Raw genomic sequence first — 18,782 nt, 5'->3', positions numbered from 1 at the left:
TAATCACAGCCCGATAGCGGGCAAAAGTTCGTCAAAAGAGTCGAGAGTTAAATCGGGTTGGCTTGTCGCAATCGGCTCACCGTAGTTGTAGCCAAATGTCATACCAATGTTCGGTACGCCTGCCGCCTGGGCCGCGAGAATATCATTGCGGGAATCGCCGACAAACAGCAATTGTCCCGGAAGCACGCCAAAATGGCCAAGGACGAGGAAAATGGCCGCTGGATGGGGCTTTTTCACAATCACGTCGTCACCGCCGATAATCTGCGTGAAGTACTCAGCAATCCCGAGCGACTTCAACAGCGGCGCCACAAACGGCGTGGGCTTGTTAGTGACGATCGCTAGCGGCAGGCCTTTCGCCTGCAAGGCCGCCAGCGTCTCTTTCACCTGCGGGAATAGCGTGCTGCCCGCTTCTACCGTTTGCGCGTAATATTTGTCAAACAGCGCACGCGCATCGCGTTGCTCTTCGGCATGCGGCTCGCGTCCCAGCGCCCAGGTCAGCGCGCGGGTCATCATCACGTCAGCGCCGTTACCAATCCAGGTAGAAGCCAATGCCAAACCCGGCGGCGGCAGCTGCAGATCGCTCAGCGCATGATCGATGGCTTGTGCCAGGCCCGGCGCGCTATCGACCAGCGTACCGTCGAGGTCAAACGCCAGCGCGCGGATATCAGTGAAATGAGCCATTAACTTTCTCCAGTTCGCCACGCATCTCATCGATCACTTTTTTGTAATCCGGATGGCCGAAGATCGCGGAACCGGCAACAAACATATCGGCACCGGCGGCAGCAATCTGGCCAATGTTATCGATTTTCACGCCGCCATCCACTTCCAGACGAATGTTGTAGCCACTCTCATCAATCAGGCGACGCGCCTGACGCAGTTTGTCGAGCGTACCGGGAATGAAGGATTGACCGCCAAAGCCTGGGTTCACCGACATCAGCAGAATGATGTCCAGCTTATCCATTACATAATCGAGGTAGTGGAGCGGCGTCGCAGGGTTGAACACCAGACCCGCTTTGCAACCATGCTCTTTGATCAGCTGCAGCGTGCGATCAACATGCTCGCTGGCTTCCGGGTGGAAAGTAATGAAGGTGGCGCCTGCTTTAGCGAATTCCGGGATCAATGCATCCACAGGTTTAACCATCAGATGCACATCAATAGGTGCAGTGATGCCGTAATCGCGCAGCGCTTTAAGCACCATAGGCCCCATCGTCAGATTGGGAACGTAGTGGTTATCCATCACATCGAAATGGACCACATCACCACCTGCCGCCAGCGCTTTGGCCGTGTCTTCACCCAAACGCGCGAAGTCAGCAGCCAGAATTGATGGGGCCAGTAAAAATTGTTTCATCCGATTCTCCCAATTTTGTGCGCCAGCCTGAGCTGGCGTAATGCCTTGGTCGCGGACGAAACAGGCTAGCGGAAAAGCGCCAGCAGTTCGTCGACTTGCGTGCGACCACTTATGCTTCGGCTGATGGAACGCCGGGCTTTGACTATGTGTAAATCCGCATTCTGATACCACTCACGCGTGAGTACCGTATCGTGGTTAGAAATCAGTACCGGGATGCGATTTTGCTGCGAAAGCTTATTGGCTAACTCAGCCAGATGCTGCTGCTCGCGCAGACTAAAACTGTTGGTGTGGTAAGCGGTAAAATTCGCTGTCGCCGAAAGCGGGGCATACGGCGGATCGCAATAAACCACTGAGCCTTCAACGGCGTTGTTCAGAGTAACATCGTACGATTCACAGACAAAGGTCGCTTTTTGCGCCCGTTCGGCAAACCAGAGCAGCTCCGCTTCCGGGAAATACGGCTTGCGATACCGGCCAAAAGGCACGTTAAACTCACCGCGCAAATTGTAGCGGCACAGACCGTTATAACCGTGTCGATTGAGATACAGAAACAGCACCGCGCGCTGATATTCATCTTTGCTCGCATTAAAGGCGATGCGCTGCGCGTAGTAGGTTTCTGCCGTGTTGCCTTCAGCGTTGAAAAGCTGGCGCGCGTCTTCAATGAAAGCCGCGGTACGCGTTTTGACGATGTTATACAGATTGATGAGATCACCGTTGATGTCCGCCAGGTGATAGCGGTCATAGTCGGTGTTGAGGAACACGGAACCGGCGCCGACAAAGGGTTCGATTAGACAATCACCTTGTGGCAAATGACGACGGATGTCATCAAGGAGCGGGTATTTCCCTCCGGCCCATTTCAGGAAAGCGCGATTTTTTTTCATGCTGTCGTGGTTATTACATCTTAATTATTGGCTGTGGTGGAACCGACAGCAGCTCTGCGCTTTAAACGGGGCCGCATGTTTGCGGCCCCACATCTCATTACTTGCTTTCTTTCTTCACCTGGCTAAGCGGTTTTACCCACGGATTGGCCGCACGCACTTCCGCTGGCAGCGATGCCACGGCGCGTTTCGCATCGGCTGGCGTGGCGTAAGCGCCGCTCACCAACACATACCAAGGTTCGCCGTTACGCGTGGTTTTATACACGTGATAACCGCTTAGGTTCTGTTTTCTCGCCCAGGCGTTCAGGCTCTCTTCTTTCGACGCACCGCTCAACTGCAGCGTGTAGTTTCCGCCCGATGGCAGCGATTTGCTGGCACCGCTCGCACTGGCAGGCGCGGGATTGCGCGTTGCGGTGGTGCGCGTGTTGTTCTCTTTTACAGGTGCCGGTTTAGTGGCGGCCGGTGTTTTGTGCGGAGTCGACGCGTGCGTCTCGCGCGTACCGTTGTTGCTGGTGCGCGCGGGGGTTTCTGAACGCATGGCTGGCGGCGTGATCGCTTTACCGTTGCCGCTGACTGTGGCCGGCGCGGTTGGCAGCGAGCTATTACCCTGCGCGCCTTGTGCTGCTGCATCGACAGAACCTTGCTGATTGTTCAGCGCACTATTGAGATCGCCCGGCAGCGTGACACGTTGTTGATTAGCTGGCGTATCCACAGGCGCAGCTTGCGTCGGCGTCGAGGAGACTGATGGCATCGAGATGGATTGACCATCGCTGCCCGCTGGTGCAGTTGTGCCCGCGGTGTTTTGCGCTACGCTGCCTTCAGCAGAAGGCGTGGCGTTTTGCTGGCCGCTCATGGACGTCGATCCCGAAAGGTCGATGTTCTTTTCGCTGCCACCGGCAGATGGTGCCGCGCCATTATTTGCGGTATTGGTTGCGGGTTTCTTCTCGTCTGGGCCGGTTAATGCTGAACCAATCCCCAGCACCACCAACAGCAGAACCAAAATACCAATGCCCATCATCATATGTTGACGGGAAACCGGTACTTTCACTTTCGGCGCAGAAGACGATTTGCGTGGCCGCGTCGGACGGCGGTCACTGGCGTCAGGTTTTAATTCGTCTTCCGGTTTGAACTCATCCATTTAGCCTCCTCCGTAAAACGACGCGTTTCCCACACGCCGCATCACCACTCATCACTTCTAATAATCAGGGTTTCTGGCAATCGTTAATTGCTGCCAGCACCATATCATGAGCCACACCGCCACGCACTTCAGAGCGGCCAATAGCGAGAGGCAGCACCAGACGCAGCTCGCCCGCCAGCACTTTCTTATCGCGCATCATGTGTGGCAAATAATCTTCCGCCGCCATGCTCGCCGGGCCATGTACAGGCAAACCCGCACGCAGCAGCAGTGCGATAATGCGATCGGTTTCAACCGAGGTGAACTGCCCTAAACGTTCAGCGGTACGTGCGGCCATCACCATGCCAGCCGACACCGCTTCGCCGTGCAGCCAGTTGCCGTAGCCCATGTGCGCTTCAATCGCATGACCAAAAGTATGGCCCAGATTGAGCAGTGCACGTACGCCGGTTTCGCGCTCGTCAGCCGCAACCACTTCGGCTTTAAGCTCGCAGCAGCGACGGATGCAGTAAGCCAAGGCTTTTTCATCCAGCGCCAGCAGAGCATCAAGATTTTGCTCTAGCCACTGGAAGAATTCGCCATCAAGGATAATGCCGTATTTGATCACTTCCGCCAGACCGGACGCTAATTCGCGCGGTGGCAGAGTGGCCAGGCAATGAGTATCCACCACGACAGACGCGGGCTGATAAAACGCCCCAATCATGTTTTTGCCGAGTGGATGGTTTACCGCAGTTTTTCCACCGACGGAGGAGTCAACCTGAGACAACAACGTGGTCGGCACCTGAATAAAGCGCACGCCACGCTGATAGCTGGCTGCAGCAAAGCCGGTCAAGTCACCAATCACGCCACCACCGAGTGCAATCAACGTGGTATCACGACCGTGCGGCTTTTTCAGCAGCGCGGTGAATACCTCGTCCATGACCGCCAGCGTTTTGTACTGCTCACCATCAGGCAAAATTACCTGATCTACCTCAATGCCGGCATTGCTGAGCAGCGCTGACAGGGGTTCAAGATAGATCGGCGCCAAGGTCTGGTTTGTCACCAGCATGGCATTGTCGCCTGCTTTGAGCGGCCAAAAAGAAGCCGGATCGTTAAACAGTCCGGCAGCGATGGTGATGGGGTAACTGCGATCCCCGAGTGAGACAGTGATCTTCTCCATGATGACCGATACCTATTGCTGAGCCCTCAGGGCGCTGGATTAGTTCTTTTCCAGCATGTTGATGATCTGATTGGCCACCACTTTTGCACTCTGATCGTCAGTGCGAATAGTGACATCAGCGATCTCTTCATAAAGCGGATTACGTTCACCAGCTAGCGCTTCCAGTACTTCGCGCGGCGGTGATTCAACCTGCAACAGCGGACGCTTTTTATCACGCTGGGTTCGTGCAAGTTGCTTTTCGATGGTGGTTTCAAGGTATACGACCACACCGCGGGCGGAGAGACGATTACGGGTCTCGCGGGATTTGACTGAGCCGCCACCGGTCGCGAGGACAATGCCTTGCTTCTCGGTCAGCTCATTAATGATCTTTTCTTCACGATCGCGGAAGCCTTCTTCGCCTTCCACATCAAATACCCAGCCTACATCCGCTCCGGTGCGTCGCTCAATTTCCTGATCGGAATCGAAAAATTCCATATTGAGTTGCTGAGCCAACTGACGACCAATAGTGCTTTTGCCGGCACCCATCGGCCCAACCAGAAAGATATTGCGTTTCTCTGCCATTTTATCGGTATTACTAAGAATTCGTTGATGATACCCCGCGTTCAGCATAGCTGGCGGGACAGGAACTGAGACCTCATGAGCGTTAACAAGAGTCAGACGGAAAATTATCTCAACACTCATGGCCGTTTGGCAACCGAATAAATTGCCCCCGGCGACCTCTTAACAGGACCGGTCTGTGGTTCGCGAGACGGTAACGCACCTCCGCTGATCCGCTATATTTCGTGCTACAGGCACGCTGGCCGGGGTCATCCACTGTCATCGCTTACCGATGTAAGCACAGTGCATTCACTCATTTAACGTCTTACTGGAGCTCGAATTATTTTGGCGATATTTCTTTTGACGTCAGTATCGCTTGTGACTAACGTCATTCGGAAGGTTATTCTGCCGCGTTCCGTTACACCGTTTTGAAAATCGCTAAACCTTGTAAGCTAATTCCAGCCCTGCGTCAACGCAGTTGGCCTCCCAGAACGAATTTTCCGCTTTATCCGGCAGTAAGCGCTGCTTCCCTGACCAGTCTGGGAGTAATAAAGATCACCAGCTCCTTTTTCTTCTGCTCATCAGTTTGCTGACGGAACAAATTCCCTAATAAAGGCATATCGCCCAGCCAGGGCACGCGTTTTTCGCTCTGCGTGCGCTGCTGCTGGAAAATGCCGCCCAGCGCTAAGGTTTCGCCATCGCGCAGCGTCACCTGAGTCTCAATCTCCTGCTTATCAATACTCAGCACCTGGTTGTCGCCAATGTTTACACTGCGCCCTGGCAAGTTCTGGCTCAGCCGCAGTTTGAGCTGAATGCGGCCATTTCCCAGCACCACCGGCGTCACTTCCATGCCTAAAACCGCTTCCTTAAATTCAATGGCGGTGGCACCGCTGTTGCCCGATTTCACCTCATAAGGAATTTCCGTGCCCTGTTTGATGCTGGCGGTTTGCTGATGCGAGGTAAACAAGCGCGGACTGGCGATGATTTCGATTTGGTTCTCCTGCTCCAGCGCACTCAGTTCCAGATTGAGCAATTCGCCGCTGACCTGGCCCAGCGTCACGCCCGCGCGAAACGCCGGATTACTCACCGCAAGAGGAATCTCGAGCAGCGGGTTGCGCAACGCCTGCGTTACCACTTCTGCCGGTGACGTGCCCCAGTTAACACCTAACTCGCGCAGATGCTCTTCATTGATGGTGACGATATGTGCCGCGAGCTCAACCTGCTCGAGCGGCAAATCCAGCGCTTTTAACCAGCGCTCGGTGTCACGTAATGCCTCAGCCGTATCGCGCAGCAGCAAACTGTTGGTGCGGCTATCGACCGTGACGCTACCGCGCGGCGTCATCAACGAACGTTCGGCTTGCAGGCTGCGGTAAATATCGCTGGCGCTGGCGTAATGCAGCGTCACGGTTTGTTGTTCCAGCGGCGTTTGCTGCTTCTCCTCCTCACGCTCCACCTTTTCCTGTTGCGCCTGCTGCTGCTGCCAGCTTTCCGGATAGACCAGCAAAACACCCTCTTCCTGCACCACGGTGAGTTTTGCCAGCTGCGTCACCAGCGCGAGCGCGTGATCCCAGCCGATATTGTCTAATCGCAGCGACAGCCGACCTTCAACGCCCGGCGCAATCAGCAGGTTGGTCTGCTGATAATCTGCCAGCGCCTGCAAAATGCGTTCAACCGGCGCATCATCAAACGTCAGACTTAATCGGTCGTCGTTAGCGCGCAGCGGCATGCTCAGACACAGCAGCATCAGTAACGTCATCCATTTCATAAAAACCTCCTTTTATTACCCATGTGATTTGCTGTGGCGTGCAGCTTTGTGCTGCGCTCAACACCAGCATGCGCGACGTAAGCTGCACGACTTGCCAGGGCGGCTGGGGAAAAGGCGCTTGATTATCCAGCCGATGGCTTTTGCCTTGAGGTGACACCAGCCACGCCACGTAGTGCGGCGCCGTGCCAATAATGCCCTGTAAGCGCCAGCCTTCTGGCGCAGCAACCTGCGCCTGACACAGCGTTGCTGCCAGCGGCTGGAAAGGATCGCGCGCCAGTGCCAGCGAGCTGCAGAGTAACAACAGCAAGGCGCTACTCCGCATCGTCACTCTCCAGCCACAGTTGCGTGTTCAATACGCCTTGCTCGGCTTGCAGCTGAAAGCGTTGTGGCACCGGTAATCGGGTGCTGGCTAGTTCACTAAACAGCGGCAGAAATTGCGGCCAGGCAAGCCTTAATTGCAGTTGCTGCGGCTGGCTATCCGGATGCCAGGCTTCCAGCTGATTGCCGCGCGCTGCCACGATTCGCTCCAGCGTTTGCTGAGTGCCGGTATCCTTCGTGGGTTGCTGCAGCAGGCTAATCTCGCTCTGCAACACATCAATCGCCGGAAGTGAAGCCAGCTGTTGCAACCGCTGTTGCTGCTGTTGACGCATCTGTTCCAGCTGCCGCGCTTGCGCTTCACGCATCTGCTGCTGCGGCCGAAGCAGCACGATCCACGTCAGCGCAAACAGCCCCAGCGATAACGTCAAAAGTCCCAGCATGCGCAGCGGCAGCGTGAGCATCAGCCAGCGCTGCAGGAGTTCATTCATCGGCTACCTCCTGCACGCGCGCATGCAAAGCAAAACGATAGTCGCCGCCCGCTTCGCGCTTCACACCGCCCTGCTTTACGCTGCTGAACAGCGGCTGAGTCATGAGCTGATGACGAAAATCACTGACAGCCGCCATGCTCTGCGCCCGCCCTTCCAACACCAGTTGCCCTTGCCGACGTTCGAGGCGATTGAGCCACAAGGTGTCTGGCATTAACTCCGGCAGTTGCTGCCAAAAATGCTGCCAGCGCTGATGCTGATCTTGCCGTTGCAGCTGTGCCTGCTGCGCCTGAAGGAGTGATTCACGCAGCTTCAACAGCGATTGCTGCTGTTCCAGCTGTTGCTGCAGTGCGCTGAGGAGAGAGGTGATATCCATCAGCGCGTCCGTTTGTTGCTGCCGTGCAATGACGCCGCGCCACCACATTAATGAGAGGATCAGCAAGGTGCAGACCAGCGTAAGCGACAGCAGCGAGAGGCTCTGCTGGCGCCGCCGCTGCGATTGCTGGATGCGCCAGGGAAGCAGGTTGACCGCCAGCATCAGACATCCTCCGGGCGCAGCGCCAGCCCAAGCGCGATGGCAAAAATACCTTCCTGTGCAGGCAACGGCGGTTGCAGATAGTGCAGCAGCGAAAACGGCTTGCAGCGTTTAACCTGCTCCTCAGGCAAAACCTGAGTTGAGGTGCAGAATACGCTTTCCATCTGCGGGAAGGTTTCGCGCAGCTGTGCGAGGGTGAGAGGTTCGGTGGCCGCGCCTGATGTAGTGCTTTCCCCCACCAGCGTCCATAGCCAATGATCGCTAAGCGGATGAATCAATAAGTGGTTGTGGCGTAACGGCAGGCGCATGGCGATCTGCGTCAGCGCCAGGCTACTCAGTTCGAATACGTCCGGTCGCAGACCTGCCTGCTTGAGCGGCGTCAGCCATTGCGTAATCACCTCGCGCCGTGCCGCGGTAACGTAAAGCGGTGCATCCTTGCCCGGTGAGCGATAATCCAGCGACAGCGAAGCGGGTTCGACGGGAAACAGACGCTGCGCAGAAGCCGCCACATAGCGCCCCAGCGCGGGTTCACGCAGCGAGGTTTCCGGCAGCGGCAAAGTGCGTTGCAATACCAACTGCGGCGGCAGGCCAACGCGCAGTGAATAGCGCCTCGGCAGATGGCGCTGCCAGCGCCCTAACATATCCAGTAACGCAGGCGTGGTTTGCAGCACGCCGTTTCTTAACGTATCTTGCGGCAGCGTTTGTTGCCACCAGTGTCGCAACTGCCAACCATGACGTCGGCGTTCGATGCCAAGGGCACACAGTTGTCCGTTTTGGATATCCAGTCCAATTTGCCAGCGCTGAAAAGCCATACGCGCGATCTCCTTATCATTAAAAGGTCAGAGTGCTGATACCCCGGCAACTTCAAGCCTGACAGGTATATGAATGCGTCAGGCTTGTCTTTATACTACCGCGCGGTTGCTTATAAACTGCTCAAACGACAACAGATGGGAATTCTCAGGTGAAGTTCGTAAAGTATTTATTGATCCTTGCAGTGTGTTGCATTTTGCTGGGAGCCGGCACGGTTTATGGTTTGTACAAATACATAGAGCCGCAGCTGCCTGATGTGAACACATTGAAAGATGTGCGCCTGCAAACGCCTATGCAGGTTTACAGCGCGGATGGCGATCTGATCGCCCAGTACGGCGAGAAGCGCCGTGTCCCGCTGACCCTACAACAGATGCCGCCTGAGTTAATCAAAGCGTTTATTGCCACCGAAGATAGCCGTTTCTACGAGCATCACGGTGTCGATCCGGTGGGGATTTTCCGTGCAGCCAGCATTGCGCTGATGTCCGGTCACGCCTCGCAGGGTGCCAGTACCATTACTCAACAGCTGGCGCGTAACTTCTTCCTCAGCCCGGAACGCACCTTGATGCGTAAGATTAAGGAAGCGTTCCTCGCGATCCGTATCGAACAGCTGCTGAGCAAAGATGAAATCCTTGAGCTCTACCTCAACAAGATTTATCTCGGCTATCGCGCGTACGGCGTAGGCGCGGCGGCGCAGGTCTACTTTGGTAAACCTATTGATCAACTGTCGCTGAGTGAAATGGCGATGATTGCCGGGTTGCCAAAAGCACCTTCGACGTTCAACCCGCTCTATTCTCATACGCGTGCGCTGGCGCGTCGTAATGTGGTGCTGGCGCGTATGCTGGATCAAAACTACATCACGCAGCAGCAATATAACGAAGCGCGTAACTCGCCGCTGACGGCCAGCTATCACGGCCCGGAAATCGCCTTCTCTGCACCTTACTTAAGTGAAATGGTGCGTCAGGAGATGGTGAAGCGTTATGGCGATAAAGCCTATGAAGATGGTTACAAGGTCTACACCACCGTCACCCGCCATCTGCAGGAAGCCGCACAGCAGGCGGTGCGTAACAATGTGATGGCGTATGACATGCGCCACGGCTATCGCGGTCCAACCAATGTGCTGTGGAAAGTGGGCGAAGCGAGCTGGGATCAAACCCGCATCCAGAATGCGCTGAAAAATCTGCCAACTTACGGACCGCTGAATGCTGCGGTGATCACCAGCGCCAGCGCCGATCACGCCACGGCGATGCTGAAAGATGGCAGCAGCGTTACGCTGAATATGGCCGGCGTACGCTGGGCACGCGCTTACAAATCTGACACGCTGCAAGGCCCAACGCCGCGCAGCGTGACGCAGGTGCTGCAAACCGGCCAGCAGATTTGGGTGCGTAAAGTGAATGACGACTGGTGGCTCGGCCAGGTTCCGGCGGTGAACTCGGCGCTGGTGTCACTCAATCCAGAAGATGGTGCGGTTCGCGCGCTGGTCGGCGGTTTCGACTTCAACCAGAGCATGTTCAACCGCGCAACCCAGGCGCTGCGTCAGGTGGGTTCCAACATCAAACCCTTCCTGTATACCGCAGCGATGGATCGCGGTTTAACGCTGGCATCGATTCTCAACGACGTGCCGATATCGCGCTGGGATGCCGGTGCGGGTGCTGACTGGCGTCCGAAGAACTCACCGCCAACGTATGCAGGTCCAATCCGTTTGCGTCAGGGCTTAGGCGAGTCGAAAAACGTGGTGATGGTACGTGCGATGCGTGCGATGGGCGTTGATTACGCGGCGGAATATCTGCAGCGTTTCGGCTTCCCGGCGCAGAACATCGTGCATACCGAATCGTTAGCCTTAGGCGCGGCGTCCTTTACCCCAATGCAGGTGGTACGCGGCTACGCGGTGATGGCGAACGGCGGCTTCCTGGTTGATCCGTACTTCATCGCGAAGATCGAGAATGAACAAGGCGGCGTGATCTTCGAAGAAAAACCGAAGATTGCCTGTCCGCAGTGCAACCTGCCGGTGATCTATGGCGATACCAAAAAGTCGGTCGCGTTGAATGAAGAGAGCGTCGAGAATGTCGCGACCTCCGATCAATCGCAGAACCAAACCGTGCCGCAACCGGAGCTGGAGCAAGTGCCTGCACAGCCGGGTGGCGAGCAGCAGTATGCTCCGCACGTGATCAACACGCCGCTGTCATTCCTGATCAAGAGCGCGCTGAACACCAACATCTTCGGCGAGCCGGGCTGGATGGGAACGGGCTGGCGTGCCGGTCGTGACCTGAAGCGTAACGATATCGGCGGCAAAACCGGTACCACCAACAGCTCGAAAGATGCGTGGTTCTCTGGTTACGGTCCGGGCGTGGTGACGTCAGTGTGGATTGGTTTCGATGATTCACGTGCGCTGGGTCGCTCCACCATGTCAGGCGCGATACCGGATCAAATCTCCGGTTACGAAGGTGGTGCGAAGAGTGCCCAGCCAGCGTGGGATGACTACATGAAATCCGCGCTGGAAGGCGTGCCGGTACAACCGCTGACACCGCCAGATGGCGTGGTCACCGTCAACATCGATCGCGGCACCGGCAAGTTGGCTAACGGCGGTAACTCGCGCCAGGAGTACTTCATCAACGGCACCCAGCCGACCGAGTATTCGGTGCATGATGTCGGCACCACCCTCATGGACAACGGCGAAAGCCACGAACTGTTCTGATCAAAAAAGCCGGCAAATGCGCCGGCTTTCTTTTTTTAATGATGATGCAATTTAGTAGCTTAAACGGCCCTGCTTCACCAGCCACTCACGCACCATAAACAGCGCGCTGACGTTACGCGCTTCGCGGAAGTCGGGTTCATCCAGCAGCGCCAGCAGATTATTTAGCGGCCAGCGATGGACAATTAGCGGCTCCGGCTCATCACCTTCCAGCTTCTCTTCGTACAAACCTTCCGCCACCACGATGTTCATCTTGCTGGAGAAATATGAGGGCGCCATGGTCAGCTTGCCCAGCGCTTCCAGTTTGGTGGCACCAAATCCCGCTTCTTCTTTCAGTTCACGATCGGCGGCTTCAAAGGCGCTTTCGCCAGGATCGATCAGCCCTTTAGGAAAGCCCAGTTCATAGCTTTCCAGACCGACGGCGTACTCCTGGATCAGGATCACGTCATCGCCAATAATCGGCACAATCATCACCGCTTCACGGTCGGAAGGTTTCATCCGCTCATAGACGCGGCGCGCGCCATTGCTGAAAGCGAGATCGACCGCTTCGATGGTGAACAGGCGGGAGCGGGCCACCGCTGCCACATTGAGGATGTCAGGTTTTTTCATTGGGGTTTTCATATCAGCCTCAAACTTAGCACAACCCTGTGAAACGTGATGACGCCAGCATACCGAAGCCAGAACTATTGTGCGACACGCAGCGTAAGTAAACTATGGTGACACACATTCACTTATGGCTGCTAACAACTTCTTGTTATCTATGCAGTTAAAAATTCACAATAAGTCAACGGCGCGGGGTTAAATTCAGAAAATACCGATATTTAGTTGAGTCATGTCTGGTTAACATCCCGTTAAGGAATGATCTAACAAACTATAATTAAATGATTTTGCGCGTTATTTTATCTGACTTTTCCCTTGTCAGAATGACATCTGCTCGCCAAAATTGACTTGTATTGATGGATTCACCGGGAGTAATTCGTTAACGTGAAGGCAGTTTTTTGGCTGGATTGAGCAAAGCATGAGCACTTATATTGTCATTCTGGCTGTCATGCTCGCCTGTTCCTTATTAGCAGGTATCGGCTATTGGTTCGCTATGCGGCATCGTCCGCCGTTGGCGAAACCACTGCCGTTTATCAGTCCGCCTAATCGCAAGCTCACCGACGAAGAACGCGCTGCCGTTGAAAAGTACATCGCGCTACTGGTGAAACAGCAGCAACACAGCAGCGCGCGATCCGCAAAGAAGCCGCGCGAACCTCAAGCGCTGACGCTCACCGCGCAAAGCAACAATGTTTATCCTGTCACCCGCTCCATCACCCGCTATGGCCTCTCCACCGACGATCCGCAGAAGTGGCGCTACTATCTCGATGAAGTCGAAGTGCATCTTCCGCCGCTTTGGGAACAGTACATAGCCGAAGAGAACCACGTAGAGCTGATCCGCACGCAAACGCTGCCGCTGGTGATTTCGCTTAACGGACATTCGCTGGTGAATTACGCGGTGGAACAACCGGCGCTGCCGCCACTGGTGCGGCCGATGTCCACTAACGCGTCAATTCGTAAAGAAGAAAGCGAGAATGTTGAGCTGCTGCAGGTACGCAAAGAGACCTCAGAAGAGTATCAGCTGTCTCGCGCCGACGGCACGCGTGAAGCGGTCGCCATCTGTTTCGCTTTCCTGCTGTTCTTCCTGAGTCTGGTGCTGCCCGGCAGCCTGATGGGCTGGATTGCGCTGCTCGGCTGCCTGATGATCGCCGTTAGCCTGTGGTTCCTCTATCGCTTCCCTGGCGCCAAAGGTTTGCGCGATGTGCACTGCCTGCGCGGTGCGCCCAAGCGCTGGGGCCTGTTTGGTGAATCCAATCAGGAGCAGAGCAACATCTCGCTGGGCATTATTGATTTAATCTATCCCGCGCACTGGCAGCCGTATGTAGCGCACGATTTAGGCCAAACCACCGACGTCGATATGTACCTCAATCGTCAGGTGGTGCGTCAGGGCCGTTTCCTGTCGCTGCAGGACGAAGTGCGTAACTTCCCGGTGCAGCGCTGGCGTAAAAATCTGGTGCTGGCGTGCGGCTCGCTGCTGGTGCTGGTCATGCTATTCACCTGGATTCCGCTCAGCATGCCGATCAAACTCAGCCTTGCGTGGGTGAAAGGCACCGAGAGCATTGAAGTGAATAGCGTGGATAAGCTGAATGCGCTGCCGCTGCACATCGGCGACAGTTTGAAAGTGGGCGGCACCGGCATGTGTTCGGTGCCGGGCAATTATCAAAGCAATCGCAGCTATGCCTACATGCCGTTCGACTGCTCGGCGATTTACTGGAATAACGCCGCGCCGCTGCCGCAGCCGCAATCGGACATCATCGATAAAGCGTCGGCGCTGCTCGATACCACCACGCGCCAACTGCATCCGGAAACCAATACCGATCCCAAACTCAACCCGCAACTGGCCTCGGCGATTCAGAAATCGGGCATGATTCTGCTGGATGACTTCTCGGATTTGGTGCTGAAAACCCAGGAACTTTGCAGCCAGCAGCAGGATTGTGTACGGTTGAAAAATGCGCTGGTGAATCTCGGCAACGCCAAAGATTGGGATTCACTGATTCACCGCGCGGATTCCGGCAAGCTGAATGGTATGAACGTGCTGCTGCGTCCGGTGAGTGCCGAAGCGCTGGAAAACCTGGTTAACACCGCCACCTCCAGCTTCTTCGCGCGTGAAACGCGTCGCGCGGCGGAAAACCTCAACAGCCCGCCGCCGGGTGGCTTCCTGATTATCAGTGATGAAGGGCGTCAGATGGTAACGCAGCCGCAGCCTTCAGTACCGCTGTTTGATCTTGATGCGCCTTCGCAATGGCGCGAACTGCAACGCATGTCTGGCATGCTGCTGCATACGCCGTTCGCCGCCAGCGGCATCATCACCAGCATTACCACCGATGCTAACGGCACACGCCATATCGCGCTGCATAACGAGCCGGATGCCATGGCGCAATGGCGCTATTTGGGTACCGCGCTGTTGATGCTGGTGCTGATTGCCAGCGCGGTGATCAACGGCTTGCTGGCGCTGCGTCGTATTCATCGTAATCGCCTGCGCATGGCGGAAATTCAGCAGTATTACGATAAGTGCTTCAACCACAATCTGAACACTATGCAGAGCGTGCGCTCGCTGTTCTGAGCCCTCTCCTTCTGTGCTACCCTGTCGCCCACTTTTTTGCGGCGAGAAAGAAAATGCAGGTTACGCTTAACTGGTCAGAGATTGATACCGTGCTGCTGGATATGGACGGCACCTTGCTCGATCTCGCCTTTGACCGCCACTTCTGGCTGGAACACGTTCCGGAAACCCTGAGCCGTGAACGCGCCATCACGCTGGGCGAAGCGCATCAGCTGATTGAGCAGAAGTATCAGGCCGTGGTGCATACGCTAAACTGGTATTGTCTCGATTACTGGTCGCAGGAACTGGCGCTGGATATTCGCGCCATGACGTGGGAGAAGCGCCACCGTGCGGCAATGCGTGAAGATACGCTGCCGCTGCTGCAGGCGCTGCGTGCCGCAGGTAAACGCACGATTCTGCTGACCAATGCGCATCCTTACAATCTGGATGTGAAACTGGAGCAGACCGGATTAGCTGCCCACCTTGATTTATTACTTTCCACCCATACCTTTGGATATCCGAAAGAGGATCCGCGTCTCTGGCAGGCCGTTCAGCAACACACTGCGTTTGACAGCGCGCGCACGCTATTCATTGATGACAGCGAAGCGATTCTGGATGCAGCGACACGCTGGGGCATTCGCTGGTGCTTAGGCGTCAGCAATCCGGATTCCGGTCGGCCCGATCAATCTTTCCAGCGTCATCCGGCGGTACGCGACTATCGTCAATTGTGTGAGACGCTGCGTTAAAGCAGGAGCCGCAATACCATGAAAGAGAAAGTGAGCGAAGGCGTGCGCCTCGACAAATGGCTGTGGGCCGCGCGCTTCTACAAAACGCGTGCGCTGGCACGCGAAATGGTCGAAGGCGGCAAAGTGCATTACAACGGCCAGCGCAGCAAGCCGAGCAAACTGGTGGAGTTGAATGCCGAACTGACGCTGCGTCAGGGCAACGATGAGCGCACCGTGGTGATCACCGCCGTGACCGATCAGCGCCGTCCGGCCAGCGAAGCGCAAGCGCTGTATGCCGAAACCGCCGCCAGCATCGACAAGCGCGAGAAAACCGCGCTGGCACGCAAGATGAATTCCTTAACCATGCCGCACCCCGATCGCCGCCCGGATAAGAAAGAGCGCCGCGATCTGATGAAATTTAAATTGTCGGGCGATAAATAACGCGCCCCCAACGAGAGAAACACTATGTCTGCAAACGATCAACTGCACCGTTACCTGTTCGAAAACGTCGCTGTGCGCGGCGAGCTGGTCAATGTGAGCGAAACCTGGCGTGAAATCGTCAAAAATCACGATTACGTCGAGCCGGTAAAAACCTTGCTGGGCGAGCTGCTGGTGGCCACCAGCCTGCTGACGGCGACGCTGAAGTTTGATGGCGAAATCACGGTGCAGTTGCAGGGCGACGGTCCGCTGACGCTGGCAGTGATCAACGGTAACAACCGTCAGGAGTTGCGTGGCGTGGCGCGCGTGAAAGAAGACGCGGAGATCGCACCGAGCAGCAGCCTGAAAGAGATGGTCGGCAACGGCTATCTGGTGATCACCATTTCGCCAGAGAAAGGCGAGCGCTATCAGGGCGTGGTTGGACTGGAAGCGGATACGCTGGCGGGTTGTCTGGAAGATTACTTCATGCGTTCTGAGCAGTTGCCAACGCGCCTGTTTATCCGCACCAGCGACAAAGGCGCAGCCGGCATTCTGCTGCAGGTGCTGCCAGCGCAAGAGCCGAGCCTGGATGATTTCAATCACCTCGCCACGCTGACCGAAACCGTGAAGAGCGAAGAGCTGATTGAGCTGCCCGCCACCGACGTGCTGTGGCGCCTGTATCATCAGGAAGAAGCCACCGTGTTCGATCCGTCGCCAGTCAGCTTCAAGTGCACCTGTTCACGCGAGCGCTGCGGTGAAGTGCTGAGCACGCTGCCGGTTGAGGAAGTGGACGAAATCCTCGCAGAGGATGGCGAAATCGATATGAATTGCGACTATTGCGGATCGCATTACGTGTTTGATGCGGTGGATATTGCCGCCATTCGTAACGCGCCAACCAACAACAGCGATCACGTGCATTAATTACCTACCGGGCGGTTCATCCGCCCGCATTCCTGCTGAACGTATCCCTATCATTTATCACGGTTATTAGCTAAATAACGCTGACTTTAGTTTCATAAGTGGCAGATTTCTCTACTTGTCACGTTCCAGCTCGCATTTCTGACTATCTTCTCTTTTCCGCTGTGCTCAGAAGAGTACACTGCGCGCGATCTGCCCTGCGTGGCTATGCAGGCAGGCGGCAGAATCACCCCATAAAAAATATGCAGTAACAGATACCGATTAAAGGAGCAGTCACATGCGCGTTAACGGCCTGACATCGCAAGACCTCGCCTCTATGGGCATCAGCGGCACCACCGAAGTGGTGTACAACCCTGATTTCGACACCCTGTTTCAGGAAGAAACTCGCCCAGAGCTGGAAGGTTATGCGCGAGGCATTCTGACGCAGAGCGGGGCTATTGCCGTGGATACCGGCATCTTCACGGGTCGCTCGCCAAAAGATAAGTACATCGTTCGGGATGACACCACGCGCGACACGCTGTGGTGGAACGATGTCGGCAACGGCAAAAATGATAACCAGCCGCTGTCACAGGAAACCTGGCAGGCGTTGAAAGATCGCTGCACCCAGCAGCTTTCCGGCAAACGTTTGTTTGTGATCGATGCGTTCTGCGGTGCCAATCCCGACACGCGCCTCAGCGTGCGCTTCGTGATGGAAGTGGCCTGGCAGGCGCACTTCGTCAAAAACATGTTTATCCGTCCGAGCGAAGCCGAACTGGCTGACTTCAAACCGGATTTCGTGGTGATGAACGCCGCGCAGTGCACCAATCCAGACTGGCAGGCGCAAGGTCTGCACTCCGAGAACTTCGTCGCCTTCAACCTGACCGAGCGCATGCAGCTGATTGGCGGCACCTGGTACGGCGGCGAGATGAAGAAAGGGCTGTTCGCCATCATGAACTACCTGCTGCCGCTGAAAGGCATCGCTTCAATGCACTGTTCGGCTAATGTCGGCAAAGCGGGCGATGTGGCGGTGTTCTTCGGCCTGTCCGGCACCGGTAAAACCACGTTGTCCACCGATCCGGATCGCCAGCTGATTGGCGATGACGAACACGGCTGGGATGACGACGGCGTGTTCAATTTTGAAGGCGGCTGCTACGCCAAAACCATCAATCTGTCTGAGCAGGCGGAGCCGGAGATCTACCGTGCGATTCGCCGCAATGCGCTGCTGGAAAATGTGGTGGTGCGCGCCGATGGCAGCGTGGATTACGCCGACGGCAGCAAGACCGAGAACACCCGCGTCTCTTATCCGATCGAGCATATCGAGAACATCGTGCAGCCGGTGTCGAAAGCGGGCCATGCGAAGCGGGTGATTTTCCTTACCGCCGATGCTTTTGGCGTGCTGCCGCCGGTTTCACGCTTGACACCGGAACAGACGCAATACCATTTCCTGTCTGGCTTTACCGCCAAACTGGCCGGCACCGAGCGCGGCGTCACGCAGCCAACGCCCACCTTCTCTGCCTGCTTTGGCGCGGCGTTCCTGACGCTGCACCCAACGCAATATTCCGACGTGCTGGTGAAGCGCATGGAAGCGGCAGGTGCGCAGGCGTATCTGGTGAATACCGGCTGGAACGGCAGCGGCAAGCGCATTTCGTTGAAAGACACGCGCGCCATCATCAACGCGATTCTGGCCGGTGAGCTGGATGAGGTTGAGACTGACACCTTGCCGGTGTTCAACCTGCAGATGCCTAAAGAACTGCCGCAGGTGGATAGCGCGATTCTCGATCCGCGCCGCAGCTGGCCGACAGAAGCGGCCTGGCAGCAAGCCGCGCAGGATCTGGCGCAGCGCTTTATAACTAACTTTGAGAAATATACCGATAACGATGCGGGTAAAGCGCTAGTGCAGGCGGGTCCGCAGTTGTGATGTGAAAACCCGGTGGGCATAAATGCCCGCCGGGTA

The 18,782-nt window shown here is 56.1% G+C and carries 18 protein-coding genes; 6 read left to right on the top strand and 12 right to left on the bottom strand.

Annotated elements, in window-relative coordinates; all coding sequences use genetic code 11:
- Nucleotides 1-3: 3 nt before the first annotated feature.
- The 11 genes from K5Y30_RS21885 to pilM all read right to left on the bottom strand — a co-directional run bounded on the left by K5Y30_RS21885 (nt 4) and on the right by pilM (nt 8,966).
- Complete coding sequence (locus K5Y30_RS21885; RefSeq protein ID WP_222186035.1) at nt 4-681, bottom strand: phosphoglycolate phosphatase; 678 nt, start codon at nt 679-681, stop codon at nt 4-6.
- Entirely contained in the window at nt 665-1,348 is a 684-nt protein-coding gene (rpe, locus tag K5Y30_RS21880; RefSeq protein ID WP_101762664.1) for a ribulose-phosphate 3-epimerase, read from the bottom strand. The genes K5Y30_RS21885 and rpe overlap by 17 nt, the downstream gene beginning before the upstream one ends.
- A 65-nt stretch (nt 1,349-1,413) precedes the next feature.
- Nucleotides 1,414-2,226, bottom strand: a complete 813-nt coding sequence (gene dam / locus K5Y30_RS21875; RefSeq protein ID WP_101762665.1) for an adenine-specific DNA-methyltransferase — start codon at nt 2,224-2,226, stop codon at nt 1,414-1,416.
- A gap of 97 nt (nt 2,227-2,323) precedes the next feature.
- Nucleotides 2,324-3,361 carry an SPOR domain-containing protein gene (locus tag K5Y30_RS21870; protein ID WP_222213372.1) on the bottom strand — a complete coding sequence of 346 codons (1,038 nt, stop codon included), beginning with the start codon at nt 3,359-3,361 and terminating at the stop codon, nt 2,324-2,326.
- 64 nt (nt 3,362-3,425) lie between these two features.
- Nucleotides 3,426-4,514, bottom strand: a complete 1,089-nt coding sequence (aroB, locus tag K5Y30_RS21865) for a 3-dehydroquinate synthase (protein ID WP_222213370.1) — start codon at nt 4,512-4,514, stop codon at nt 3,426-3,428.
- Nucleotides 4,515-4,553: 39 nt separating this feature from the next.
- A complete protein-coding gene (aroK, locus tag K5Y30_RS21860; protein ID WP_008107887.1) occupies nt 4,554-5,075 on the bottom strand; it encodes a shikimate kinase AroK in 522 nt (173 codons plus the stop codon).
- Between the two features lie 481 nt (nt 5,076-5,556).
- A complete protein-coding gene (hofQ, locus tag K5Y30_RS21855) occupies nt 5,557-6,816 on the bottom strand; it encodes a DNA uptake porin HofQ (RefSeq protein ID WP_222213369.1) in 1,260 nt (419 codons plus the stop codon).
- Complete coding sequence (locus tag K5Y30_RS21850; protein ID WP_222213368.1) at nt 6,761-7,138, bottom strand: HofP DNA utilization family protein; 378 nt, start codon at nt 7,136-7,138, stop codon at nt 6,761-6,763. The genes hofQ and K5Y30_RS21850 overlap by 56 nt, the downstream gene beginning before the upstream one ends.
- Nucleotides 7,128-7,622, bottom strand: coding sequence for a hypothetical protein (locus K5Y30_RS21845; RefSeq protein WP_101762670.1), 495 nt, complete (start codon nt 7,620-7,622; stop codon nt 7,128-7,130). Before K5Y30_RS21845 ends, K5Y30_RS21850 begins: the two co-directional genes overlap by 11 nt.
- Nucleotides 7,615-8,157, bottom strand: coding sequence for a PilN domain-containing protein (locus K5Y30_RS21840; protein ID WP_222213367.1), 543 nt, complete (start codon nt 8,155-8,157; stop codon nt 7,615-7,617). The genes K5Y30_RS21845 and K5Y30_RS21840 overlap by 8 nt, the downstream gene beginning before the upstream one ends.
- The gene (gene pilM / locus K5Y30_RS21835; protein WP_222213366.1) at nt 8,157-8,966 is read right to left on the bottom strand and encodes a pilus assembly protein PilM; all 810 of its coding nucleotides are present in this window, start codon (nt 8,964-8,966) and stop codon (nt 8,157-8,159) included. The genes K5Y30_RS21840 and pilM overlap by 1 nt, the downstream gene beginning before the upstream one ends.
- Before the next feature lie 149 nt (nt 8,967-9,115).
- Between pilM and mrcA the strand changes: the two genes are divergently transcribed.
- Nucleotides 9,116-11,656, top strand: a complete 2,541-nt coding sequence (mrcA, locus tag K5Y30_RS21830; RefSeq protein WP_110867624.1) for a peptidoglycan glycosyltransferase/peptidoglycan DD-transpeptidase MrcA — start codon at nt 9,116-9,118, stop codon at nt 11,654-11,656.
- 51 nt (nt 11,657-11,707) lie between these two features.
- On the opposite strand, the gene nudE is transcribed toward mrcA, so the two are convergent.
- Nucleotides 11,708-12,274, bottom strand: a complete 567-nt coding sequence (nudE, locus tag K5Y30_RS21825) for an ADP compounds hydrolase NudE (protein WP_101762674.1) — start codon at nt 12,272-12,274, stop codon at nt 11,708-11,710.
- Between the two features lie 397 nt (nt 12,275-12,671).
- On the opposite strand from nudE, the gene K5Y30_RS21820 reads away from it, so the two are divergent.
- From K5Y30_RS21820 to pckA, 5 genes are all read left to right on the top strand, one after another.
- A complete protein-coding gene (locus K5Y30_RS21820) occupies nt 12,672-14,813 on the top strand; it encodes an intracellular growth attenuator family protein (RefSeq protein ID WP_222213365.1) in 2,142 nt (713 codons plus the stop codon).
- 53 nt (nt 14,814-14,866) lie between these two features.
- Nucleotides 14,867-15,535, top strand: coding sequence for a GMP/IMP nucleotidase (gene yrfG / locus K5Y30_RS21815; RefSeq protein WP_101762676.1), 669 nt, complete (start codon nt 14,867-14,869; stop codon nt 15,533-15,535).
- Nucleotides 15,536-15,553: 18 nt separating this feature from the next.
- Nucleotides 15,554-15,955: a ribosome-associated heat shock protein Hsp15 gene (gene hslR, locus K5Y30_RS21810; RefSeq protein WP_008107905.1), complete on the top strand. Its 402-nt coding sequence runs from the start codon at nt 15,554-15,556 to the stop codon at nt 15,953-15,955.
- Nucleotides 15,956-15,979: 24 nt separating this feature from the next.
- A complete protein-coding gene (hslO, locus tag K5Y30_RS21805) occupies nt 15,980-16,852 on the top strand; it encodes an Hsp33 family molecular chaperone HslO (RefSeq protein ID WP_222213364.1) in 873 nt (290 codons plus the stop codon).
- Nucleotides 16,853-17,126: 274 nt separating this feature from the next.
- Complete coding sequence (gene pckA / locus K5Y30_RS21800) at nt 17,127-18,746, top strand: phosphoenolpyruvate carboxykinase (ATP) (RefSeq protein WP_222213363.1); 1,620 nt, start codon at nt 17,127-17,129, stop codon at nt 18,744-18,746.
- Nucleotides 18,747-18,782: the final 36 nt, after the last annotated feature.

Origin of the sequence: Pantoea sp. DY-5, assembly GCF_019795955.1 — a bacterium.
In the GTDB taxonomy this organism is placed as follows: Bacteria; Pseudomonadota; Gammaproteobacteria; order Enterobacterales; family Enterobacteriaceae; genus Pantoea; species Pantoea leporis.
This window is presented reverse-complemented; position numbering and strand designations above follow the sequence as displayed.